This window comes from Streptomyces sp. NPDC029292 (assembly GCF_055569295.1).
Genome location: NZ_JBVHXR010000014.1, coordinates 259241 through 281063 on the forward strand (window position 1 = coordinate 259241; position 21823 = coordinate 281063).

The 21823-nt window shown below is 70.0% G+C and carries 20 protein-coding genes and 1 pseudogene; 10 read left to right on the forward strand and 11 right to left on the reverse strand.

All coding sequences use genetic code 11. The features are described 5' to 3' along the window. Nucleotides 1-73: 73 nt before the first annotated feature. Entirely contained in the window at nucleotides 74-430 is a 357-nt protein-coding gene (locus ACZ4WS_RS29055; RefSeq protein WP_467984946.1) for a response regulator, read from the forward strand. 222 nt (nucleotides 431-652) lie between these two features. Continuing rightward, entirely contained in the window at nucleotides 653-1600 is a 948-nt protein-coding gene (locus ACZ4WS_RS29060) for a hypothetical protein (RefSeq protein ID WP_467984948.1), read from the forward strand. Nucleotides 1601-1687: 87 nt separating this feature from the next. On the opposite strand, the gene ACZ4WS_RS29065 is transcribed toward ACZ4WS_RS29060, so the two are convergent. After that, on the reverse strand, nucleotides 1688-2116 hold the full coding sequence (locus ACZ4WS_RS29065) for a Rieske (2Fe-2S) protein (protein ID WP_467984950.1): 429 nt from the start codon (nucleotides 2114-2116) through the stop codon (nucleotides 1688-1690). Between the two features lie 219 nt (nucleotides 2117-2335). Between ACZ4WS_RS29065 and ACZ4WS_RS29070 the strand changes: the two genes are divergently transcribed. Both ACZ4WS_RS29070 and ACZ4WS_RS29075 read left to right on the forward strand, forming a co-directional pair. Beyond that, nucleotides 2336-3403 (forward strand): LacI family DNA-binding transcriptional regulator, encoded by a 1068-nt coding sequence (locus ACZ4WS_RS29070; RefSeq protein ID WP_467984953.1) that lies wholly within the window; start codon nucleotides 2336-2338, stop codon nucleotides 3401-3403. Further along, complete coding sequence (locus tag ACZ4WS_RS29075; protein ID WP_467984955.1) at nucleotides 3400-4311, forward strand: carbohydrate kinase family protein; 912 nt, start codon at nucleotides 3400-3402, stop codon at nucleotides 4309-4311. Before ACZ4WS_RS29070 ends, ACZ4WS_RS29075 begins: the two co-directional genes overlap by 4 nt. Nucleotides 4312-4358: 47 nt before the next feature. Here the strand turns inward: ACZ4WS_RS29075 and ACZ4WS_RS29080 are convergent, their stop codons facing one another. Beyond that, nucleotides 4359-5804: a class II 3-deoxy-7-phosphoheptulonate synthase gene (locus tag ACZ4WS_RS29080; RefSeq protein WP_467984957.1), complete on the reverse strand. Its 1446-nt coding sequence runs from the start codon at nucleotides 5802-5804 to the stop codon at nucleotides 4359-4361. Nucleotides 5805-6002: 198 nt separating this feature from the next. On the opposite strand from ACZ4WS_RS29080, the gene ACZ4WS_RS29085 reads away from it, so the two are divergent. Next, complete coding sequence (locus tag ACZ4WS_RS29085) at nucleotides 6003-7520, forward strand: anthranilate synthase component I family protein (protein WP_467984959.1); 1518 nt, start codon at nucleotides 6003-6005, stop codon at nucleotides 7518-7520. Continuing rightward, nucleotides 7517-8158, forward strand: a complete 642-nt coding sequence (locus ACZ4WS_RS29090; RefSeq protein ID WP_467984960.1) for an anthranilate synthase component II — start codon at nucleotides 7517-7519, stop codon at nucleotides 8156-8158. The genes ACZ4WS_RS29085 and ACZ4WS_RS29090 overlap by 4 nt, the downstream gene beginning before the upstream one ends. Nucleotides 8159-8256: 98 nt before the next feature. On the opposite strand, the gene pdxR is transcribed toward ACZ4WS_RS29090, so the two are convergent. Next, the gene (gene pdxR / locus ACZ4WS_RS29095; RefSeq protein WP_467984962.1) at nucleotides 8257-9645 is read right to left on the reverse strand and encodes a MocR-like pyridoxine biosynthesis transcription factor PdxR; all 1389 of its coding nucleotides are present in this window, start codon (nucleotides 9643-9645) and stop codon (nucleotides 8257-8259) included. A 168-nt stretch (nucleotides 9646-9813) separates the two neighbouring features. Between pdxR and trpD the strand changes: the two genes are divergently transcribed. Next, on the forward strand, nucleotides 9814-10893 hold the full coding sequence (trpD, locus tag ACZ4WS_RS29100; protein WP_467985008.1) for an anthranilate phosphoribosyltransferase: 1080 nt from the start codon (nucleotides 9814-9816) through the stop codon (nucleotides 10891-10893). Between the two features lie 228 nt (nucleotides 10894-11121). Here the strand turns inward: trpD and trpC are convergent, their stop codons facing one another. From trpC to ACZ4WS_RS29140, 8 genes are all read right to left on the reverse strand, one after another. After that, entirely contained in the window at nucleotides 11122-11910 is a 789-nt protein-coding gene (trpC, locus tag ACZ4WS_RS29105; protein WP_467984964.1) for an indole-3-glycerol phosphate synthase TrpC, read from the reverse strand. A gap of 594 nt (nucleotides 11911-12504) precedes the next feature. After that, on the reverse strand, nucleotides 12505-13107 hold the full coding sequence (locus tag ACZ4WS_RS29110; RefSeq protein WP_467984966.1) for an LmbU family transcriptional regulator: 603 nt from the start codon (nucleotides 13105-13107) through the stop codon (nucleotides 12505-12507). A gap of 579 nt (nucleotides 13108-13686) precedes the next feature. Next, nucleotides 13687-14418, reverse strand: a complete 732-nt coding sequence (locus ACZ4WS_RS29115) for a response regulator transcription factor (RefSeq protein ID WP_467984967.1) — start codon at nucleotides 14416-14418, stop codon at nucleotides 13687-13689. Nucleotides 14419-14581: 163 nt separating this feature from the next. After that, nucleotides 14582-14869 (reverse strand): acyl carrier protein, encoded by a 288-nt coding sequence (locus tag ACZ4WS_RS29120; protein ID WP_467984969.1) that lies wholly within the window; start codon nucleotides 14867-14869, stop codon nucleotides 14582-14584. Nucleotides 14870-15021: 152 nt separating this feature from the next. After that, a complete protein-coding gene (locus tag ACZ4WS_RS29125) occupies nucleotides 15022-15240 on the reverse strand; it encodes a hypothetical protein (protein WP_467984971.1) in 219 nt (72 codons plus the stop codon). Between the two features lie 232 nt (nucleotides 15241-15472). Further along, the gene (locus ACZ4WS_RS29130) at nucleotides 15473-16828 is read right to left on the reverse strand and encodes a lysine N(6)-hydroxylase/L-ornithine N(5)-oxygenase family protein (RefSeq protein WP_467984974.1); all 1356 of its coding nucleotides are present in this window, start codon (nucleotides 16826-16828) and stop codon (nucleotides 15473-15475) included. Nucleotides 16829-16905: 77 nt separating this feature from the next. Further along, a complete protein-coding gene (gene ddaH / locus ACZ4WS_RS29135) occupies nucleotides 16906-17766 on the reverse strand; it encodes a dimethylargininase (protein ID WP_467984976.1) in 861 nt (286 codons plus the stop codon). A gap of 221 nt (nucleotides 17767-17987) precedes the next feature. Further along, nucleotides 17988-19223, reverse strand: coding sequence for an arginine deiminase (locus ACZ4WS_RS29140; protein ID WP_467984980.1), 1236 nt, complete (start codon nucleotides 19221-19223; stop codon nucleotides 17988-17990). 394 nt (nucleotides 19224-19617) lie between these two features. On the opposite strand from ACZ4WS_RS29140, the gene ACZ4WS_RS29145 reads away from it, so the two are divergent. The 3 genes and pseudogenes from ACZ4WS_RS29145 to ACZ4WS_RS29155 all read left to right on the forward strand — a co-directional run. Continuing rightward, nucleotides 19618-20271, forward strand: coding sequence for an FMN-binding negative transcriptional regulator (locus ACZ4WS_RS29145; RefSeq protein ID WP_467984983.1), 654 nt, complete (start codon nucleotides 19618-19620; stop codon nucleotides 20269-20271). Between the two features lie 216 nt (nucleotides 20272-20487). Beyond that, on the forward strand, nucleotides 20488-21552 hold the full coding sequence (locus tag ACZ4WS_RS29150) for an ATP-binding cassette domain-containing protein (protein WP_467984986.1): 1065 nt from the start codon (nucleotides 20488-20490) through the stop codon (nucleotides 21550-21552). After that, nucleotides 21549-21823 (forward strand): annotated as a pseudogene (locus ACZ4WS_RS29155) (ABC transporter permease); the annotation flags it as partial. The gene ACZ4WS_RS29150 and the pseudogene ACZ4WS_RS29155, both read left to right, overlap by 4 nt.

The window sequence follows — 21823 nt, forward strand, 5'->3', positions numbered from 1 at the left end:
TTCCGGCACAGGACTTCAGCACTTTCCGGCTAGCTGCAAGGCGCGGCGGTCCACCCGTTGGGAAGCTGTCAGCATGTCCATGCGCTGTCTCCTCGTCGACGACAGCGCCCGGTTCCTGGAGGCCGCGCGTACCCTGCTGGAGCGTGGCGGGGTACAGGTCGTCGGTGTCGCCTCGACGGGCGCGGAGGCCATCGCGCGGGCCCTCGAACTGACCCCGGACGTCGCCCTGGTCGACATCGACCTCGACGGCGAGAACGGCTTCGACGTGGCGCGGCGGCTCGCGGGCAGTGTGCCCGCCGTGATCCTGATCTCGACGCACTCCCTGGAGGACTTCCAGGAACTCGTCGCGGCCAGCTCCGCCCTCGGATTCCTCCACAAGTCGGTGCTTTCGGCGCGGGCGATAAGGGAGTTGCTGGGGCGTGAGGGATAGGGGCCGGGCCAGGAACCTCCGGTGGCCGCCGGGCGGGGCGCGGACATGTTGAGCATCAAGTGTTGTCGGGGCTTGGTCAACACGCTTCAATGCGGGGGAACTCGGGGCCGTGAACGGCGGCACACGCGTGTGAACACCCCCCGCGTGCCGACCTGGCGGCCCCGACGACCCACACGAACGGCCTGACCAGCCGTAGTGAACATTCACAGAAAGGCCCCCTGCATGCGGCACGGCACACAGCACGCGGACGTCGCCACGGCGGAACTGGACACGGCCCTGCGGGGCGGCCCCTTCCATGTCGCGCTGCGCGCCGCGATCACCGCCCGCGGGTTGCCTCTGCAGCGCGTACAGCACCATCTGTCGCGGTACGGGGTCAAGGTCGGGGTGACGAGCCTGAGTTACTGGCAGCAGGGCGCCCGGCGCCCGCAGCGCCCCGAGTCGCTGCGGGCCGTCCGCGCCCTGGAGGAGATCCTCCAGCTCCCGGACGAGTCACTGATCCGGCTGCTGGCCAAGGCCGACGAGCGCTCCGACGCGGAACAGCCGGCGGGCCGTTCGTACCGCTCCCTGGTGGAGGCCTCCGGCGTCCTGGAGCGGCTCCTGGCCGAGCTGGAGTCCCCCCTCGACGGCGGGCTGCACACCCTCGGCCACCACGAACACGTACGGATCGGCGCCCATCGCGAGCTGCTGGGCCGCGAATCGCAACACATAATGCGCGCCCACAAGGACGGGGTGGACCGCTATGTGGCCATCCACCACGGCGACCCGGGGTGTTCTCCGGAGCGGATGGCGGTACGCGCCCTGGAGAACTGCCGTACGGGGCGGGTGCGCCGGCACCACGAGACCGGGGTGCTGGTGGCGGAGCTGCTCTTCGACACGCGGCTGCGCGCGGGCGATACGTTCCTCTTCCGCTACGGCTTCGAGGACGGCACGGCCGGGCCGTCCAGCGAGTACGTACGCCGGTTCAGCTCCGCGGGCGGACAGTACGCGCTCCAAGTGCGGTTCGCCGAGGAGGCGTTGCCCGTGCGCTGCCACCGGTTCACCCAGCACTCGGCGGCGGCCCCCCGCAGCGGCCGCCAGGAGCTGACGCTGAGCGGTCGCCACCGCTCGGTGCACCTGGTCGAGCCACGGGTGCGGTCGGGGATCGTGGGGATCGGCTGGACCTGGGAGTGACGACTCCCCGACCGGCGAGAGACAGCTGCCCGACCGGGGAGTGACAGCTACCCGACTGCGGAGTGACCGCTCTCCGCCCCGGCGCAGTCAGGCGCCCGGACCCGCGACGATCTTCCCGTCCTTGGCCTCCACGGACAGCTCCTTCAGCGGCACGGTGGCCGGAACGTGGAGCACCTTGCCCGTCGTGGCGTCGAACTGACTGCCGTGGCACGAGCAGCTGAGCGTCGTGCCCTCCAGCTTGTAGATCGGGCACCCGGCGTGCGTGCAGATCGAGCTGAAGGCCTTGAGCGAACCGTTCTCGGCGCGGCTGACCACGACGTTCTGATCCCGGTACAGCTTGGCGCTCCCCTTGGCGATCTCGCTCTCCGCGCCCAGCTCGACCGGCGCGGTCGGCGTCGCGGGCGACCCGCTTCCGTCGCCGCCACCGGAGCACGCGGTGAGGGCGAGCCCGGCGACCGGGGAGAGCGCCGCTCCTCGCAGGACGGTACGGCGGCTCGCGGACGGACGGCCGGGCATGGCATCTCCACTGGTCGAGGTGCGTTCAGGGGGTGCGCCGAGAGTCGACGGCCGTGGACGTGCGTCGACGCACGTCGACGATACCGGTACAGATCATTCCGCCCGGGGCGGGGTGGGTCGGTGAGAGAGCGGACGTAAACGCTTACGTAAGCGTTTACGTCCACCGCCGGATGGGATACGTTCCTGTGCGAAGGAGCGGGTTCCAGGGGAGGGAGCGCCATGGCGACGATGGTCGATGTGGCCCAGCGCGCGGGTGTGTCCATCGCGACCGTCTCGCACGTACTCAACGACACGCGCCCGGTGCTGCCCCCTACGCGCCAGGCCGTCCTCGACGCCATCGACGAGCTCGGCTACACACCCAACACCCTGGCCCGGTCGCTGGTCACCGCACGCACGCGGTCCATCGGGCTCGCGGTGTCGGCGATCAGCAACCCGTACTTCACGGAGATCCTCCAGGGTGTCGAGGCGGGCGCCCTGGAGCGCGGTTACGGCCTGCTCGTCGCCGATCCGCACGACGATCCGGCGCACGAGCGGAAGGTCGTCCAGCTGCTGCACGAGCGACGGGTCGACGGGATGATCGTCGCGCCCTCGGCGGCCCCGGCCGAACTCCTGGACTACCTCGGGCAGCACGCCGTGCCGACCGTGTTCCTGGACCGCCTGGTCGACGCCCCCGCCAAGGGCTCCTTCCGCTTCGACCAGGTCTGCGCCGAGAACGCCGAGCCCATGACGCGGCTCGTCACGCATCTCGCCGAACGGGGCCACCGGCGCATCGCACTGGTCGCGGGCCTGCCCGGGCTCAGCACCACGACCGAGCGGATCACCGGCTACCGGCACGGCCTCGCCCATGCCGGACTGCCGTACGACGAACGGCTCGTGGCGCACGGCAACTCCCGCGCGGAGGCCGCCGAGCACACCACCGACGCCCTGCTGTCCCTCGCGGCACCGCCCACCGCGCTCGTCACCGCCAACAACGCCATGACGATCGGCGCGCTGCGGGCCGTGCGCGAGCGCGGTCTGTCGGTGCCCGACGATCTGGCGCTGTGCTGCTTCGACGACTTCTCCTGGGCGGACCTGTTCACGCCCCGGCTCACCGCGATCGCCCAGCCCGGCAAGGAGATCGGGGCCCAGGCCGTCCAGCTGCTGCTGGAACGGCTGGCGTCGCCCGACCGTACGGGCCGGACCGTCCGGCTGCCCTCCACGTTCGTCCACCGCACGTCGTGCGGCTGCCCCGAGAACCTCAAGAGCCCCGCGAACTTCAAGAGCCCCGAGAAAGGACCCGTCTCGTGATCGTCGTCGCCGGTGAGGCCCTGATCGACCTGGTGCCGAGGGAGGCGGGCGCCCTCGCGGCACTCGACCCGCGTCTCGGCGGCGGCCCCTACAACACGGCGGTGGCGCTGGGCCGCCTCGGCTCCCCCACGGCCTTCTGCTCCCGGGTCTCGTACGACGCCTTCGGCGAGGCTCTCCTGGGCGGGCTTGCCGAGGCGGGCGTCGACGTGTCGTCGGTGCAGCGCGGGGCGGAGCCGACGACCCTCGCGGTCGCCTCGATCGGCGCGGACGGCTCGGCGGCGTACTCCTTCTACGTCGAGGGCACGGCGGACCGTCTGTTCTCGACACCGGACCAACTCCCCGACGCCACCAGGGCGGTGTCCTTCGGCACCTGCTCGCTCGTCCTGGAGCCGGGCGCGAGCGCGTACGAGGAGCTGATGCGGACCGCCGCCGCGCGGGGCGTGTTCACCGCGCTCGACCCGAACATCCGGGCCGGGCTGATCCCCGACGCGGACGCCTACCGGGCCCGGTTCAAGAGCTGGCTGCCGTCGGTGTCACTCCTCAAGCTCTCCCAGGAGGACGCTCTGTGGCTGGGCGGCACCCCGCACGAGTGGCTGGCGTCCGGACCCGCGGCGGTCGTGATCACCCACGGCGGTGACGGCCTGACGGCGTTCACCCGCGACGGAGCGGTGCACTCGGTGCCCGGCGAACCGGTCGACGTCGTGGACACCATCGGCGCCGGCGACACGGTGAACGCGGCGCTGCTGCACGGACTGGCCGCCCGGGACGCCCTGTCCCCGGCGGCGGTCGCGGACCTGGGCGCCGAGGGCTGGACCGGCCTGCTGCGGTACGCCGCCCGCGCGGCGGCGATCACCTGCTCCCGGGCGGGAGCGGAACCGCCGTACGCCGCCGAAGTCGGCGCACCCTGACAGGTGTCCGGTGACGCGTCACCCGGCGACGCGTCCCCGATGACACGTCACCCGGTGGTCGCAGATGCCGTCTGCACCCCAGCCGTCGCCGGTACCGCCCGTGTCCCCGCCGTCGCCGGTACCGCCCGCGCCCCAGCCGTCGCCGGTACCGCCCGCGCCGCGCTCTTCCGGTACATCTCGGCGAGCAGGAAGGCCAGGTCGAGGGACTGGGTGTGGTTGAGCCGGGGGTCGCAGGCCGTCTCGTAGCGGTGGTGGAGGTTCTCCTCGAGCACGGCGTTGCCGCCGCCGACGCACTCGGTCACGTCGTCCCCGGTGAGCTCCACATGGACACCGCCGGGATGGGTGCCCAGGGCCCGGTGCACCTCCATGAAGCCGCGTACTTCGTCGAGGATCGCCGCGAACTGGCGGGTCTTGTGGCCACTGGGCGCCGTGATGGTGTTGCCGTGCATCGGGTCGCTGACCCAGCAGACCTGGGCGCCCTCCGCCGTGGCCTTCTCGACCAGGGTGGGCAGCACGTCGCGCACCCGGTCGGCTCCGGCGCGGACCACGAAGGTCAGCCGGCCCGGCTCGCGTCTCGGGTCCAGGCGGTCGATGAGGCCGAGCATGACGTCGGGGGTCGTGCCGGGGCCCAGCTTGACGGCGATGGGGTTGTCGACGCGGGAGAAGTACTCGACGTGGGCGCCGTCGAGGCCCCGGGTCCGCTCGCCGATCCACACCAGATGGCCGCTGGTGGCGTAGGACCGTCCGGTCCCGGCCTCGGAGCGGGTCAGCGCGGCCTCGTACTCCAGGAGCAGTCCCTCGTGGCCCACGAAGAACTCGGCGGTCGACAGCTCCTTCATGTCGACACCGCACGCCTGCATGAAGGCGATGCTGCGGTCGATCTCGTCGGCCATCACCTCGTAGCGCTCGCCGACATCGGAGGTGACGACGAAGCCCTGGTTCCAGGCGTGGACCTGACGCAGATCGCCGAAGCCGCCCGTGGTCAGCGCCCGGACCAGGTTCAGCGTCGTGGCGGAGGACTGGTACATCCGCTTCATCCGCCAGGGGTCGGGGCGGCGCGCCTCGGCGGTGAACTCCGTGCCGTTGACGGCGTCGCCCCGGTACGAGGGCAGCTCCACCTCGCCGCGCCGCTCGAGCGGGCTGGAGCGCGGCTTCGCGTACTGCCCGGCCATCCGGCCGATCTTGACGACGGGCAGGGCGGTGGCGTGGGTGAGCACGACCGCCATCTGGAGCAGCGTCTTGATCTTGCCGCGGATCGCGTCGGTGGTCAGCCCGTCGAAGGTCTCGGCACAGTCGCCGCCCTGCAGCAGCATGGCCTCACCGCGCGCGACCGCCGCCATCTTGGCGCGCAGCAGATCGCATTCGGCGGCGAACACGAGCGGCGGAGCCGCGCTCAGCCAATCCGTGACCGACCGGAGTTCTCCGGAGTCGGGCCATTCCGGCTGCTGCGCCCCCGGAAATGCGCGCCATGATTCGGCAGGGGAATTGTTCATGGCAAGACCCTTTCGCTGACGGGGACTTCCCACAGCTCAATCCACGGCCGCGGCGGCGGTCAAGCGATTCGGAAGTGGTCCGCAATTCCGGCCCCCGATTGGTCTGGCAGCCGTGCGCGGGCGGCTGTTTCCCTGATCACGGAGGAGAGCACCGTCTCGCGCTCCAGCCGACAGCAGCCGAATCACTGGGGGTTCATCTTGGCGACAGCCCAACGGATCGGGGTGCGGGTCACCGCCGCCGAGCTACCGCCCCACGATCCTCTGGAGTTGTACGAGCGTCTGCGCGGCCTGTGCGGGGCCCAGGACGTCTTCCTCTTCGAGAGCCCGGACGGCCCCGACCACGACCGCAGATCCGCCGTCGTCGGTCTCAACCCCCTCGCCGAGATCCGGGTGTTCGCGGACCACGTGGAGATCGACGGGGAGCCGGGCACCGCGTCCGCGCTGACCCTGGCCGCCGAGGACGCCGGTCTCGTCCGCGAGGAGCCCCGGCCCGGCGCCTGCCGGTTGCGCCTGCCCGACCGGGAGGCCGTCTGGCGTCTGCTCCCGCTCGTTCAGCGGGTGTTCGAGGTAGAGACGGACATCGCGCCCGGGACGGCGTACGCCTTCGGGTTCCTGACCTCGTTCGCGTACGAGTCCGTATGGCACATGGAGACCCTGCCCGCCCGCACCAAGACCCCGCACGGCCCCGACATCACCCTGACGCTCTTCCGGGACACCGTCTGGTACGACCTCGCCTCGTCGACGGTGCGTCATCTCACCGCGAACGGACCGGCGTTCGGGGAACGCGCGGTGACCACGGTGGTCGTGGCCGACCTCGCCGCACAGGCCGCCGACGCGACGGACCGTCCCGGCCCCGTCACCGTCCCGGAAGCCCCCCGGCCGCTGTCGGTGCACGACACCGTCAGCCGGGAGACGTTCCTGGGCTGGGCCGAACGCTGTCTGGAGCACATCGGGGTCGGCGACATCTACCAGATCCAGATCGGCCATCGCATCGATGTCCGGACGGATTTGACACCCATCGACCTCTACCGGCGACTGCGGCACCGCAACCCCTCGCCGTACATGTACCTGATGCCCCGGGCCGGCAACACGCTCATCGGCGCCAGCCCCGAGCTGTATTTCCTCATCGAGGGCGACGGGATCGAGATGCGCCCCATCGCGGGCACCGCGCGCCGGGGAGCGGACGACGACGAGAACGAGCGGCGCGTCAAGGAGATGCAGGAGAGCACCAAGGAGCGGGCCGAGCACGTCATGCTGGTCGACCTGTGCCGCAACGACATCGGCCGGGTGTGCCGGCCCAGCACCCAGCCCGTCGACCGGCTGATGTCGGTGGAGCGGTACTCGCACGTCTTCCACCTCGTCTCCACCGTCACCGGGCACCTGGAAGAGGGCGTGAACGCCTGGGAGGCGGTGCGTGCGACCTTCCCCGCGGGGACGATGACCGGCGCGCCCAAGGTACGGGCCATGGAGATCATCGACGGGCTCGAGGAGCAGCGGCGCGGCAGTTACGCGGGTGCGGTGGGCCTGGTGGACGTGCGCGGGTGGAGCGAACTCGCGCTGTGCATCCGTTCGGTCGAGTACGACGGGACCGGCTACTCCACGCAGAGTTCGGCCGGTCTCGTGGCCCAGTCGGATCCCGAGTCGGAGTGGCGGGAGACGCTGGCGAAGATGGGTGCCGCCTACTGGGCGCTCACCGGTGAGGAGCTGCAGGGATGAGCGGTACGAAGGGCATGGGGGAACCCGGGGGCACGCGGGTTCTGCTGATCGACGCGTACGACAGTTTCGTGCACATCATCGACCAGTATCTGCGCACCCTGGGCGCGCGGACCGAGGTCGTACGCTCCCTGACCCGCTCCCCCGCCGAACTCGCCGGGAAGGAGCCGGACGCGGTGGTCCTCGGCCCGGGGCCCGGTCATCCCGCCGAGTCGGGTCATGTGGAGCTGGTGCACGAGTTCGCCGGGCGGGTGCCGGTGCTCGGCGTCTGCCTGGGGCACCAGGCCATCGGCCTCGCGTACGGAGGCCGGATCGAGGTGGCCGATCAGCTCATGCACGGGCGGACCAGCATGGTGCGGCACGACGGCGCGGGCGTGTTCACCGGTCTCGGGCACACCCTGGAAGCGACCCGGTACCACTCGCTCGTGGTCGCGGAGCCGCTTCCCGACGTCCTCGTGTCCACGGCCGTCGCCGTCGACCACGGCTATGTGATGGGGCTGCGTCACCGCACGCTGTCCGTCGAGGGGGTCCAGTTCCACCCCGAGTCCGTGATGACGTCCGGGGGCCTGGCCATGATGGAGAACTTCCTGGCCACGACGGGACACGGCGCCCGCCCGGCGGGAGCGCTCAGCGGCGGCTGAGCGTTCCCGGTACGCGGGGGTCACTCACCGGCGAGGAGGCATCCCGGTACCCGGAGGCCACCAACCGGCGGGTTGGCGTCCCGGTGCGCTGGGTTCGCTCAGTGACAGCTGAGCGAACCCAGCACGCGGACCGCCTCGGTGATCCCGGAGCGCGGCAGGTGTCCGTGGCCCACCACCAGCGCGGGCGCGTGTCCGCGCGGGCGGGCGTGGAAGGCCGCGGCGCCGCGCACCGCCACGGATCTGCCGAGCGCCCTGGCCACCAGGGCCCCCTCGTCGGCGTACGGGGCCAGCCGGACATAGGCGTGCAGCCCGGCGGCCCGCCCGGTCACCAGGGCGCCGGGCAGATGACGCCGTACGGCCTCGTCGAGGGCCTGCCGCCGCGTCCTGAACTGGGCGTTGAGCCGCCGCAGATGACGGTCGAAGAGTCCGCTGCGCAGTACTTCGGCGAAGGCCAGCTGGGTGAGGGTCTCGGTGCCGAGGTCGTACCGGGCCCGCTCCCGCAGCAGCCGGCCGAGCAGCTCGGCGGGCGCGGCGAGCCAGCCCAGGCGCAGCCCGGGGGCGATGGACTTGCTGGCCGTCCCCGCGTACACGACGTGCTCGGGGGCGAGGCGTTGCAGCGCGAGGGGGCGTGGGCCCGGCTCGTACCAGAGGCCGCCGTCGTAGTCGTCCTCGATGATCAGGCCGCCGGTCCCCCGGGCCCAGAGCGCCAGGGCCTCGCGGCGCTCCGCCTGCAGCGTCACGCCCGTCGGGAACTGGTGGGCCGGGGTGACGAGGACGGCACGCAGCCCCGTGGCGGTGAGCGCCGCGACGTCCAGGCCCCCCTCGTCGACGGGCAGCGGCACGGGGCGCAGGCCCGCCTCGCGGACGAACTGCCGCTGCCCGGGGTGGCCCGGGTCCTCCACGCCGATCGCGTCGACGCCGTCCTGGCGGAGCACTCCGCACAGCAGGCCGAGCGCCTGCGAGAAGCCGCTCACCACCGCGATGTGCTGCGGGGTCGCCCGCACGCCGCGGGCCCGTCCCAGGTAGCGCGCGAGTTCGAGGCGCAGGCCGGTGTCTCCGGCCAGGGGCGGATAGGCGTGGGCCGCGGGAGTGGCCGCGCACAGGGCCCGTTCGTAGCAGGTCAGCCACTCGCGGCGGGGAAAGGCCTGCAGGTTGCCGCCGCTCGGCCGCAGGTCCCAGCGGACGGCGGGCATGCGGCCCTCCTCCAGGAGGGTCGACACGACCGTCTCGCCGGTCAGGTGTCTGACCACGCGGGTGCCCGCGCCCTGGGCGGCTTCCAGGTATCCCTCGGCGACGAGTTGGCCGTACGCCTCCACGACCACGCTCCGGGAGACGTGCAGGTCGTGCGCGAGCCGGCGGCTGGAGGGCAGTCTGGTTCCCGGGTGCAGACTCCCCTCGGCTATTTCCCTCTTGATGGAGCTCTGTAGTTGCGCGGTCAGGGAGACATCGGAGTCCCTGACGACCTCGACCGCCATGTGCAGAGCCATTTCCTTCTCCTTCCGAATTGGACCGCAAGGGTCGACGGGCAGTGGTCTGTCCGGGGTTCCGGGCCTCGCGCACACTGGTTCCGGCCGAAGAGTCCGACTCCCCTTCGGCGCCTTTCACTTCGCGCCCCTTCGCGTTCAGGGAGAATTCACGTGACCGCCGAAACGACAATGCGTACCTGGCCCGAATTGCTCAATGCGCTGCTCGACCGGCGGGACCTTTCCGCCCGCGAGACGGACTGGGCGATGGATCAGGTGATGTCAGGTGCCGCGGGACCGGTGCGGCTCGCCGGGTTCCTCGTGGCGTTGCGGGCGAAGGGCGAGACCGTCGAGGAGATCGAGGGGCTGGTCGGCGCGATGCGGCGGTATGCCGTCCCGCTCGACGTGTCCGGCCCCACGCTCGACATCGTCGGCACCGGCGGCGATGGCTCGCACAGCGTCAACATCTCCACGATGTCGGTGATCGTGGCGGCCGGGGCCGGTGCGCGGGTGGTCAAGCACGGCAACCGTTCGGCGTCGTCCTCCTGCGGATCGGCCGACGTGCTGGAGGAGTTGGGGGTGTCGCTCACGCTGGCGGCGGACGACGTGGCGGCGGTCGCCGAGGAGGCCGGGATCACGTTCTGCTTCGCGCCGGCGTTCCACCCCGCGATGCGGCACGCGGCCGTCCCGCGCCGCGAGCTGGGCATCCGCACGATCTTCAACGCGCTGGGGCCGCTGCTCAACCCGGCCTCGCCCACGGCCTCGGCGATCGGGGTGGCGGACGCGCGGCTCGCCCCGCTGCTCGCGGGGGTGCTGGCCCGGCGCGGGGCGTCGGGGCTGGTGTTCCGCGGCGACGACGGCATGGACGAACTGACGGTCACCACTACCTCCACGGTCTGGTCGGTCACGTCCTCGGGAACGCGGACCGAGGTCTTCGATCCGCGGGACATCGGCATCGGGCTCGCGTCGCCCGATGCCCTGCTCGGCGGTGACCGGGCGTACAACGCCCGGGTGGTCCACGAGGTGCTCGCCGGTGCGCGCGGTCCGGTACGGGACGCGGTGCTGCTGTCGTCCGCCGCCGGCCTCGCCGCGCTCGAGCCCGACGGCGGACGCTCCATCACCGAGCGCCTGGCGGCCGGCGTCGCTCGCGCCGCGGAGTCCATCGACTCGGGCACGGCCGCGGCCGCCCTCGAACGCTGGGCGACTGTCACCACCAAGCGGGCGGCACAGGCGACTGTCACCACCAAGCGGGTGGCACAAGCGGCGGGATAACGGCCCGGATGGGGCGACGGATCGAGCCCGATCCACCCGACCGGGCCCCGGCCCAACGAGGTTCCGGCACCACCGGCAACCCTCCCGGGACCAACCTGGCACGGTTGCCCCCTTACTGCCCTCCCCGGCACCTCCGCCCCCCTCCCCCTCCGGCGCCCGGCCCGCAGCCGCGGCCGGACGCCTGGGCGGGCGCGCGGCCGGGGAGGGCCACGGAGCGCCGGAGACTGCCTAGGCGCGGGGCGCTGACAGGAGGTCCGACACCGCGGACTTGGGGTGGGAGCCGGTGACGAGGGCCTCTCCGACGAGAACCGCGTCCGCCCCGTACTTCACGTACTCCGTCACGTCCCGCGGGCCGCGCACCCCGGACTCGGCCACCCGCACCACGTCCTCGGGGAGGTGCGGCACCACCCGTGCGAAGGTGTCGCGCCGGACCTCCAGCGTCCGCAGGTCCCGCGCGTTGACGCCGATCACGGTGGCTCCGGCGGCCACCGCCCGCTGCGCCTCCGCCTCGTCGTGCACCTCCACCAGCGGGGTGAGCCCGATCTCCCGTGCCTGGGCGGCGAGTTCGGACAGCTGGGTGTCGCTCAGGGCCGCCACGATGAGCAGGACGAGGTCGGCGCCGTAGGCCCGCGCCTCCCATACCTGATACGGGTCGACGACGAAGTCCTTGCGCAGGACCGGGATGTCCACACGGGCTCGTACGGCCGCCAGGTCCGCCAACGAGCCGCCGAACCGGCGCTGTTCGGTCAGGACGCTGACCGCGGCGGCCCCGCCCGCGGCGTAGTCGGCGGCGAGCGACGCCGGGTCGGTGATCTCTGCGAGCGCCCCGCGCGAGGGGCTGGCCCGCTTCACCTCGGCGATGACGCGCACCTGTTCCCGGCCTCGCAGCAGCGCGGTGCAGTCGCGTGGCGTGCCCCAGGTCGCGGCGCGTTCCCGCAGCTCCGCCTCGGAGGTGTGCGCACGGCGCGGCGCCAGATCCTCCCGTACGCCTTCGATGATCTCGTCGAGAGCACTCATCGCTGGAATTCCCTCCCTGGCCGGCCCGGCCGACCCGATTGTGGACAGATCGCCGACAGAGGCCGAACGCGATCCGAACTTCCGATACCAGTCCGAGGAATTGGCTGATTCTCGCCCGCGGGCTCGGCGTGAAACAACTGGTCGGCGCGGGCTTACCGCCTCACCACCGACCTGCGCCCCCTATGGGCAACTGGCTTGAAATGCACACCACTGACCGTGCGAATCAGGCGAACCAGACAACGTGGACCACGCGCACAGTCCGCCCGAAAACAACTGCCTTGCGTTTCCCGAGCGGTCGCCGAACCCTGGCCCGATATTCGCTGAACTCCTGAAGAGAACCAGTAGAACCAGCGGACTTTTACATCAGGGTTTCGTTATTAATACCCGGCTTCACGCGCGACAGCACGAAGGCCGGCTGTCCTGTCGACAGGACAGCCGGCCCGGAGGGGCCGGTGGTACGGGACCGGCCGGGAACCCAACTTACCGACGGAGTGTGGGTAAAAGTTCACACTCTCCCCCGAGGTACGGGAAGTCATCCCGCCCCACGGTTCACACAGTTCATCCGCCGTCGTACGCGATCCAGTCGTACACGGTCTAGCGGTCGAGCACGCCGCCCGCCGGCTCGGGTGCGGGAGCCGGCCGGCTGTCGAGCACCGCCATCTCCACCCCACCCTCGAAGACCTGCTCAGCCGCGGAGTCGAGGGTGGCGAGCACCCATTCGTCCACGTCGGCGCCACTGCGCTCGGCTGCCTTGAGCCATCGCTCGAACCGGTCGCGCGGCACCGCCAACTGGCAGACGGAGGGCGCGTTTTCGGGCTTCGCGACCTCCCCGCCCTTGGCTTCCCGCAGGGCGTTGCGGAGCTGTTTCGTCGTCCACGACAGCTCCTCGGCCCGGCTGAGCCACGTGTCCTGCTCCTCGACCGGCAGTGACGCCACCTCGGCATGGTGCTGGAAGGTCAGCCGTGCGCGGCGTCTGCCCACGTCGAACCGGCGGGCCACCCACGCGTAGTTGCGCAGCGTCTGGTAGCGCAGCCCCGCGGCCTGTATGCCCTTCTGGTACCGGTCGGCGTAGTGGTCCTTTCCATAGCTCAGCCAGTCGCCGAGCCACCATGAGGACGAATCGAGGACACCGGCTAATTGACGGCCGGCGCGCTCCCATTCCTCGAAGGTGAGCACGTCCGGCAGGCGCAGGCCCACCCTCGTGGTCAGTACTTGATCGGCCCTTGGATGACTTTTACGTGGGCCGCTGCGCTGCGGTGGGGTAATCCTCGCCACCCGCGGCGCGAATGGTGGAGGCTCCTTTATTGCGCCATCGACACTGTTGGCCAAGCTCACGTACATGACCCCCGTCTCGGTCAGCTGCGTGCACGCGTCGAGATTATTCGCTTATGCGCTCTGGTCGAAATCGAGGAAAGCAGTCGGGTAGTTGCGTTGTCAAGATCGTGTGCAGGTAACGAAACCGTCGGACATTTTCTTACCTTACAGATCCCACAGTCCCGTCATCGCAGGGCGCGACGAACACCCGGTCAGCGACATGAACGAAGCTCCCGGTGGGCGAATTGCCGAATGCGATCGACTCGCAACACAAGGAGCTTCGGATTCCGCTTCCACCGGCGATCGGTGTCCTGCGCAGGTCTGCGCACGGAACACCCGATACCCGGCCCCGCGGCCCTCGACCTCGCCCAGGTCGGCACACCATATTACTCCGGGCACCACCGCCGTCACCCGGGGAACATTCCAGGCCATGGGTACCACGCCGCAGGGTCAACAGCGTTGCTAGGCCACACTGTTCAGAATCCGTCGCCGCGGCTCCCGCTCGATGTCGAGAGGGACCGTCAGCGCCTGCTGATCCGTCAGATAACGCAGTACCGCGAGCACTCGGCGGTTGTCGCTCGGGCTGCCGGGAATGTCGAGCTTGTCGAAGACCGCCGCGACCCGCTTCTCCACGGTGCCCTGGGAAACGATCAATCGCTGGGCGATCGCGCCGTTGGTGCGGCCCTGCGCCATGAGCGAGAGAACCTCCAACTCCCGTTCACTGAGCGCGTCGAGTCCGGCCGCGCCCGCGCCGCCGCGCCGCACGGCGGTGCCGGCGGCCAGGGCGCCGACCATGCGCGGGTCCACGACCGTGCCGCCCACCGCGACATGGGTGAGCGCGTCCATCAGCTCGTCGGCGTCCGTCATACGGTCCTGGATGAGATATCCGAGGCCGGCGCCGTCACCCGCGAACAGACGGGCGACATGCTGCGGTTCGGGTGTCGCGGAGAAGAGCAGGACGCCGGTGCCGGGGTGCCGCCGACGGGCGTCCAGTGCGGCCCCCACACCCTCATCGCTCCAGGTCGGCGCCAGCCGGACATTGGCGATGAGGATGTCGGGGCGGTGAGTGTTGACCAGGGCGGGCAGCACCCTGGCGTCATGGACGGCCGCGGCCAGCTGGTGACCGCGGTCGCCGAGCACGTGCGCCAGACCGGCCCGCAGGATCGCGGAGCCCTCGGCGATGACTAGTCGCATGGCGGATCACTTCCTTGGCCGGGACCGGGACGGGGCGGCGCCGGCCGTCCAACTCGGCGGTGCGGAGGACGGGTTCGGCGAACCGGCCCGCCGGTTTCGCGGGCGGCCCGCCACGCACGGCCGCGGCCCCCGCTCGTAGGGCGCTCCCACAACGGTGCGCATCTCAAGCACCGACGGTCGCGGTCCCGGGGACCGCGGGGCGCTGGTCCAGCAGATCCGCCAGATGGGTCAGCGAAGGTGTCCTCGCGAACTCGCCGATGGTCAGGCGGCGTTCCAGTGCGATCACCAGACGCGCCGCCGCCCTCGACGTACCGCCGATCTCGAAGAAGTTGTCGGTGCGTCGGATGCGCTCGACCGGAACGCCGAGTACGCCGGCCCACAGGGCGGCCAGTTCGCGCTCGCTGTCGGTTACGGGGCGGCCGGATTCCTCGCGGTTCTCTTCGCCGGTCATGTGCGTCTCCTCCACGTGGGACATTCGCTCCACCGTGAGCCGGTCCGGCATCACGTCTTCATGTTGGAAGAGACTAGGGAACACTCTTATCGAGGGAATATCGCTTTCCTTCCGGCAATCGCACAAGGCGATAGACCGGGCGACGCGGCATGTCAGTCCACGCCCTCCAGGAGCCGCTGCACGGCTCCCACCCGCTGACACAGCTCGGCCACCTCGGCGCGCAGCTCCAGCTGCTGCGCCGCGACACGGTCCGCGGCCGTCCGCCGCTCCCGCACCCAACTCGCCGAGACCCAGAACAGTCCCGTGGCGAGGAGCGTCGTCGTGCTGACCATCACCGAGCTCGCAATGACCGCACCTGTCGTGGAATCCATTGTTCGCCTCCCTCCGGGGCCCGTTCGGGCCCCGCTCGCACCGGTGGGAATATTCAAATTACGTGAGCCTCGGCATGCGCACCATGGAGGAAATCCTCCAAGAGAGTCTATTTCTCACTGCACCAGAGAATTCAGCACACAACTACCTGTTCTTCTCCGGACATGACCGTCGGCCCCCAGGGAAATTCCCGGGGGCCGACGGTCAAAGGTGCCCCATACATCCGCTCAACGCTCAGAGCAGCTTTTCCGATCCTTCCAGAACTCCGGCGACGGCCGGCACCAGGTCGCGTCCCGCACGCCTTTGAATGATCGAGTCGGCTATCTCACCGCTGCGCACGGCGATGTTCGACAGCAGGGACGACGTCAGGCCGTGCGTGTGCTCCGTACCTCCCTGGAGATAGATGCCGCAGGACAGTTCCGGCGTGGTGACGAGCCGGTAGTCGCGTGTCACCCGGTGGCGTCCCGCCTCGTCGCGCAGGCAGTAGCGGTCGAGATCGCCGAGCAGACGCGTCGGATCCATGGTGGCGTAGCCGGTGGCGAAGACGATCACGTCGACGTCGAGCCGCGGCGGCTCGGCATCGCGCGGTGCCGTCAGCAGCACCTTCGCCCTGCTCCCCTCGCGCGCGACAGACCGCACCTTCGCCAGGTTGTGGAAGTGCAGCCGCTGCACGCCGGCCACCTCCTCGTCGTACGCGGCCTGGTAGAGGTGCCTGATGTCGGCGTCGTCCACCACCCCGTAGTTGGTGTTGCGGTGGTAGCGCCAGAAGGCGTCGCGCGAGGGCTCGTCGCCGTAGTAGTAGTCGTCGACCGCGTCCGCGTCGAAGATCTGGTTGGCGAAGGGGGTGTCGTCGGCGACGGAGTATCCGTACGACGGCAGGATCGCGTGCACCTGCGCGTGCGGGAGCCGCTCGTAGAAGAACTTGGTGATCTCCGCCGCGCTCTGGCCGGCGCCGACCACCGCGACACTCTTCAGCTCCTGCGGGTTGGTCCTGCCGTAGTTGTCGAGGAACTCCGAGCTGTGCCAGACCCGTTCGTCCCGCACCACCCCGTCCGGCATGCGCGGCTGCAGCCCCGTGGAGATGACGACGTTCCGCGCGTCGACGTGCCGGATGCCGCCGCCCCCGTCGGTGTCCCGGACTTCGAGCCGCAGGAACTCCGGTGCTCCGTCGGCGTATTCGGGTGGGCGGCGTATCGCGGTGACGGCCGAGCTGTAGGAGACGACGTTGGACATGTGCGCCGCCGCCCATTCCAGGTACTGGTGGAACTCCCGCCGGGTCGGGAAGAAGTCCTTGCGGTTGACGAACTGGGCGAGTCGGCCCTGGGAGTGCAGGAACGACACATAGCTGAACCGCGACACCGGGTTGCGGAAGGTGACCAGGTCCTTCAGGAAGGAGATCTGCATGGTCGCCGACGGCAGCAGCATGTTGCGGTGCCAGCCGAACGACGGCTGGCGCTCGAAGAAGGCGGCGGTGATCGGGTCGGTCAGGACATTGGCGTGATGCTCTTCCAGTGAGATGGCCAGCGACAGATCGGACGGGCCGAATCCGATGCCGACGACGTCGTAGGTCTCGTTTTCGCGAGCGCTCATGATTAGTCTCCCGCTTGCGGAGCTGGGGTGTTGACGGCATCCGGCGTTCTCGACGCCTGGTTGCCGCATGGGATGGTTCAGGCCTCGGCCCGGTGGCGGATCTCCAAGGTGCAGCACTTCACGCTGCCGCCCGCCTTCAGAAGTTCGGAGAGGTCCACGCCGACGGGCTCGAACCCGTGGGCGCGCAGCTGCTCGGCCAGTCCCGTCGCGGTGTCGGGCAGGAACACCCGCAGTCCGTCGGAGACCGCGTTGAGGCCGAAGACCTCCGCGTCCGCCTCGTCGACGAGGATCGCGTCGGGGTAGAGGTCGCGCAGCGTGGCGAGGCTCTCCTGGGAGAAGGCCCCGGGGTAGTACATGACTTCGGTGTCGGAGAGCACGGCGAGTGCCGTGTCCAGGTGGTAGAAGCGCGGCTCTACGAGGTTGAGGGTGACCACCGGAACGCCGAGGGCCTGCTGCAGCTCGGCGTGGGCGCGGGGGTCGGTACGGAAGCCGGTGCCCGCCAGGATGGTCCGGCCCACCACCATGTAGTCGCCCTCGGCCTCGTTGACGTACTCGGCGGAGTGGACCTCCGGGTAGCCCCGGGCCGTGAACCACTCCTGGTAGGCCGGCGCCTCCGCGCCGCGCTCAGCGTGCCGGAACCGTGCGACCAGCACGCGGTCGTCGACGACCGTGGCGCCGTTGGCGGCGAAGACCATGTCCGGCAGGCCTTCGACCGGGTCGATGAGCTCGACGGTGTGCCCGTACGCGAGGTACAGCCGGCGCAGACCGTCCCACTGCTCTATCGCGAGAGCGGTGTCGACCGGCTTGTCGGGGTTCATCCAGGGGTTGATCGCGTAGGTGACCTCGAAGTGCGTGGGACGGCACATCAGGTAGTGGCGGGGGGAGGCCTGACGGACGGCCGTGGACGAGAACGGCTGGGACAGCGTGGACTGGGACAACGGAGTGGTTCCTCTCGTTCGGTGGAGCTCAAGGTCTGGGGTCTGTCGTTCGGGATCGGCTCGGGGAAACGGGACCCAGCCGCGCCGGTGAGGCGACCGCTCCTCCGCGGCGGCCGTCGGCGGGCGGCTCGTAGGGTGTCGGGTCCGAGCTGAACCGCGTACGGCACCGGGGTCGGCCCTCGGCGGCGAGCCTCTCGGTGATCGCGCGTGGCCCGGGCGGCTCATGCGGCGTCGCGCTCGATGGGGCAGCTCATGCAGCGCGGGCCGCCGCGCCCCCGGCCGAGCTGGTCGCCCCGGATGCGCAGCACCTCGATGCCGTTGTCCTCGAGCATGCGGTTGCTGTTCTCGTTGACCTCGTAGGCGACGACGCTGCCGGGAGCGACGGCCAGCAGGTTGCAGCCGTCGTTCCACTGCTCGCGCTCGGAGGCGTACGCGTTCTGCCGGGTCTGCAGGACGCGGACCCGGTCCAGGCCGAGCGCATCGCGGACCGCGGTGAAGAAGTCCTTGTTCTCGGTGACGTCGGGGACCTGGTGGATGCCCGGGGCCAGCGTCCAGGACTTCAGGGCCCCGCGGTCGAGGCCGGCGAAGAGGGTGAAGGCGTCCGTGTCCACCATGGTCATCACGGTGTCGAGGTGCATCAGGGCGCGGGCCTTGGGCAGTTCCACGGCGATCACGCGCTGCGCGGAACCGGCCTGGAAGAGCGAGCGGGCCAGGATCTCCACACCGGCGGGGGTGGTGCGCTCGCCGAGGCCGACGAGGACGGTGCCGTTGCCGATCACCTCGACGTCGCCGCCCTCGATCGAGGCCGGCGCCATCGCCTCACCGTCGATCCAGCGGTGCGCCCCGCTGCTCGCGAACATCGGGTGGAAGTTGTAGATCGCCTCGTAGTTGATGGTCTCGCTCTTGCGCCCTGCCTTCCTCATCGGGTTGACCGAGACACCGTCGTAGACCCAGCAGCTGGTGTCCCGGGTGAAGAGCGAGTTGGGCAGCGGCGGGAGGATGAAGTCGTCGTCCGCCAGCAGGTCGAGGCCGAGGGAGCGCCGGCCGGTGGGGCGTTCGCCCAGCGCCTCGACGAGTTCGCGCTTGTTCAGTCCGCCGAGCAGATGGGTGGCCAGTTCGTCCGGCCCCATCGCGCTCAGTACCCGCTCGGTCAGCTGCGCGAGCGCGCCGCCCAGGTGGGGCTGCCGGCCGTCGAGGACGCGATCGAGTACGAAGGCCACCGCCTCCTCGCCCTTGACCGTCTCGGCCAGCAGATCGTGCAGGAGATGGACCGTGACTCCCCTGTCGCGGAAGAGCTGTTGGAAGGCCCGGTGCTCCTCCTGCGCCCTGGACACCCACACGACATCGTCGAAGAGCAGCTCATCCTTGTTGCTCGGGGTCAACCGCTCGAAATCCAGGCCGGGTTCGTGCAGGACCACTTGTTTCAGCGCACCGACCTCAGAATTCACATGGAACATGTTCTCTCCTGACTTCGATCCTGACTTCGATCTTGGGCAGTGACTACTCGGTTCCCTGGCAGCTACTACGCGGTTCCTGGGCAGCGACTACTCGTCCACCGAAGTTATTCGGGCCGGTTTCTTTTTCGTTATCGAACTCCTTTCAACCAAAGGGGCGTCACCGCCGACACCGAAGGCGTATCGAAGGCGTCGGCCCCTGCCGGCAGCGCATCGAACGCATCTTCCGGCCCCCACTCCGCCCCGAACACGTATGCGGCGCGGGCCACGAGCGCACTGCGCGAAGCCGGATCAATAACGAGTCGAAAAGACGGCTGGCTAAATTTCTCGGCAGACAACAAGAACCGCAGCTCAAGCCGTACGGAGCTCAAGCCGTACCCGAAAGGAGCGGTCCCCTATGTTCGTTCCACCGCCCTACCGAGAACCGGACGGTTCCTGGATGGTCGACCTGATCCGCAACAACCCCCTGGCGCTGCTGGTGAGCAACGGCAGCTCGGCCGAGGGCCCGTTCGCCACGCACCTCCCCGTGATCCCGGACCCGGAGATGACGGGCGACTGGTCCGCCGACCTGTCCGGAGTCACCCTGCTCGGGCACATGAACAGGGCGAACCCGCACTGGGCCGCGCTGAAGTCGGGCGACACGGCGCTGCTGACCTTCACCGGACCGCACGCCTACGTATCGCCGACGGTGTATCAGGTGACGCCGGCCGCCCCTACGTGGAACTTCACGTCGGTGCACGCACGCGGCACCATCCAGAAGCTCGAGGAGACCGAGTCGGCCGAGGAGACGCTGCACGTGGTGAAGTCCACCGTGCGCGCCTTCGAGGGCGCATTCGGCGCCGACTGGGACATGACCGAGTCCATCTCTTACTTCCGGCAGATTCTGCCGGGCGTGGGCTCCTTCCGATTCACCGTCTCCGGTGCCGATGGAATGTTCAAACTCAGCCAGGAACAGCGGCCCGAGATACGCGACCGCGTGCAGCGGGAGTTCAGTGAGCGCGCATGCACTCGGCACCGCGCGACCGCCGAACTGATGGGCCGGCTGTCATGAGTCGGGCGACGAACGCATGGCAGCAGATTCCCCCGATGTTCGACATGGGGTTCCGCAGTACGTCCATGGCTGCCGCCCGGATTCTCACGGTCGGTCTGCGCAGAGTTTCCCGGCGCACGTTCGGGAGAAGCGAATCGCTCCGTCATCAGAACGCGACGCATTCCCTCTCCGTCATTCGACTCGATACACACACACGCTTTTCCCAGGAGGAATGTCATGTCGGTGAGTGAGGCCAGGAGTGGGGCGGGGTCGGCTGCGGGTGCGGCGATCTCGGCGGTCGGTCTGGTGAAGGCCTATGGCGAGCACCGGGTGCTGGACGGGGTGGACCTGTTCATCCCGGAGGGTTCGGTGTTCTCGCTGCTGGGCCCGAACGGGGCCGGGAAGACGACCACGGTGAAGATCCTGTCGACGCTGACGCCGACGGACGCCGGCCAGGTCACCGTCGCCGGCCACGATCTGGCCACCGACCCGGACGGGGTGCGCTCCAGCATCGGAGTGACCGGCCAGTTCTCCGCGGTCGACCCGTTCCTGAACGCGGTGGAGAACCTGCAGCTGATGGGCCGCCTGTGGCACCTCGACGGGCGGGTCATCAAGGACCGCTGCACCCGCCTGATCGAGCAGTTCGACCTCGTCGAGGCCGCGAAGAAGCCGGTCGCGACCTACTCCGGCGGTATGAAGCGCCGCCTGGACTTGGCGATGACCCTGGTCGGCGCCCCCCGCATCATCTTCCTCGACGAGCCCACCACCGGCCTGGACCCCCGCGTGCGGCGCTCCATGTGGGACCTGATCCGCGACCTCGTCGCGGACGGCGTGACCATCTTCCTCACCACCCAGTACCTCGAAGAGGCCGACCAGCTCGCCGACCAGGTCGCCGTCCTCAACGGCGGCCGCCTCGTCGCCCAGGGCACCCCCGAACAACTCAAGAGGCAGGTCCCCGGCGGCAGCGTCGACCTCCAGTTCACCTCACCCACCGCCCTCGACCACGCCCAGCACGCCCTGGCCGGCCTGCCCGGCCTGCCGGCCACCCGCAACGACGACACCCTCACCCTGCGCGTGCCCAGCGACGGCTCCGCCACCTCCGTCCAGGCCGTCCTCGCCCGCCTGGACACCACCACCGTCCACGAACTCTCCCTCAACACCCCCGACCTCGACGACGTCTTCCTCGCCCTCACCGGCACCACCACCAGCAACAGCACGACGAACAACGCCAACAGCACACCCGCCACCACGAGTTCGGACGCCACGGCGTCCGCCGACACGGAGAAGAAGGTCCTGGTATGAGCACCGTCACCTACGCGGTAGCCGACTCCGCCACCCTGCTGCGCCGCAACATCAAAAACCAGCTCCGCTACCCCACCACCGCGATCTCCATCGTCGGCATCCCCGTCCTGTTCCTCCTGCTGTTCGTCTACGTCTTCGGCGGCGTCCTGGGCACCGGAGTCACCCCCATGCCCGACGGCAACACCGACTACGTCAACTACGTCCTGCCCGGCCTCATCATCATGACCGCCGCCACCGGATCCCTCGGAACCGCCGTCTCCACATCCGTCGA

Excerpts from the sequence above, each read along its gene's own strand:
- ACZ4WS_RS29055 (WP_467984946.1), top strand. The coding sequence starts at position 74 with ATGTCCATGCGCTGTCTCCTCGTCGACGACAGCGCCCGGTTCCTGGAG.
- ACZ4WS_RS29130 (WP_467984974.1), bottom strand. The coding sequence starts at position 16,828 with ATGAGCGCTCGCGAAAACGAGACCTACGACGTCGTCGGCATCGGATTC.
- ACZ4WS_RS29150 (WP_467984986.1), top strand. The coding sequence starts at position 20,488 with ATGTCGGTGAGTGAGGCCAGGAGTGGGGCGGGGTCGGCTGCGGGTGCG.
- ACZ4WS_RS29090 (WP_467984960.1), top strand. The coding sequence starts at position 7,517 with ATGAGCGGTACGAAGGGCATGGGGGAACCCGGGGGCACGCGGGTTCTG.
- trpD (WP_467985008.1), top strand. The coding sequence starts at position 9,814 with ATGCGTACCTGGCCCGAATTGCTCAATGCGCTGCTCGACCGGCGGGAC.
- pdxR (WP_467984962.1), bottom strand. The coding sequence starts at position 9,645 with ATGGCTCTGCACATGGCGGTCGAGGTCGTCAGGGACTCCGATGTCTCC.
- ACZ4WS_RS29140 (WP_467984980.1), bottom strand. The coding sequence starts at position 19,223 with ATGTTCCATGTGAATTCTGAGGTCGGTGCGCTGAAACAAGTGGTCCTG.
- ACZ4WS_RS29120 (WP_467984969.1), bottom strand. The coding sequence starts at position 14,869 with ATGACCGGCGAAGAGAACCGCGAGGAATCCGGCCGCCCCGTAACCGAC.
- trpC (WP_467984964.1), bottom strand. The coding sequence starts at position 11,910 with ATGAGTGCTCTCGACGAGATCATCGAAGGCGTACGGGAGGATCTGGCG.
- ACZ4WS_RS29115 (WP_467984967.1), bottom strand. The coding sequence starts at position 14,418 with ATGCGACTAGTCATCGCCGAGGGCTCCGCGATCCTGCGGGCCGGTCTG.
- ACZ4WS_RS29125 (WP_467984971.1), bottom strand. The coding sequence starts at position 15,240 with ATGGATTCCACGACAGGTGCGGTCATTGCGAGCTCGGTGATGGTCAGC.
- ACZ4WS_RS29070 (WP_467984953.1), top strand. The coding sequence starts at position 2,336 with ATGGCGACGATGGTCGATGTGGCCCAGCGCGCGGGTGTGTCCATCGCG.
- ACZ4WS_RS29065 (WP_467984950.1), bottom strand. The coding sequence starts at position 2,116 with ATGCCCGGCCGTCCGTCCGCGAGCCGCCGTACCGTCCTGCGAGGAGCG.
- ACZ4WS_RS29060 (WP_467984948.1), top strand. The coding sequence starts at position 653 with ATGCGGCACGGCACACAGCACGCGGACGTCGCCACGGCGGAACTGGAC.
- ACZ4WS_RS29145 (WP_467984983.1), top strand. The coding sequence starts at position 19,618 with ATGTTCGTTCCACCGCCCTACCGAGAACCGGACGGTTCCTGGATGGTC.
- ACZ4WS_RS29080 (WP_467984957.1), bottom strand. The coding sequence starts at position 5,804 with ATGAACAATTCCCCTGCCGAATCATGGCGCGCATTTCCGGGGGCGCAG.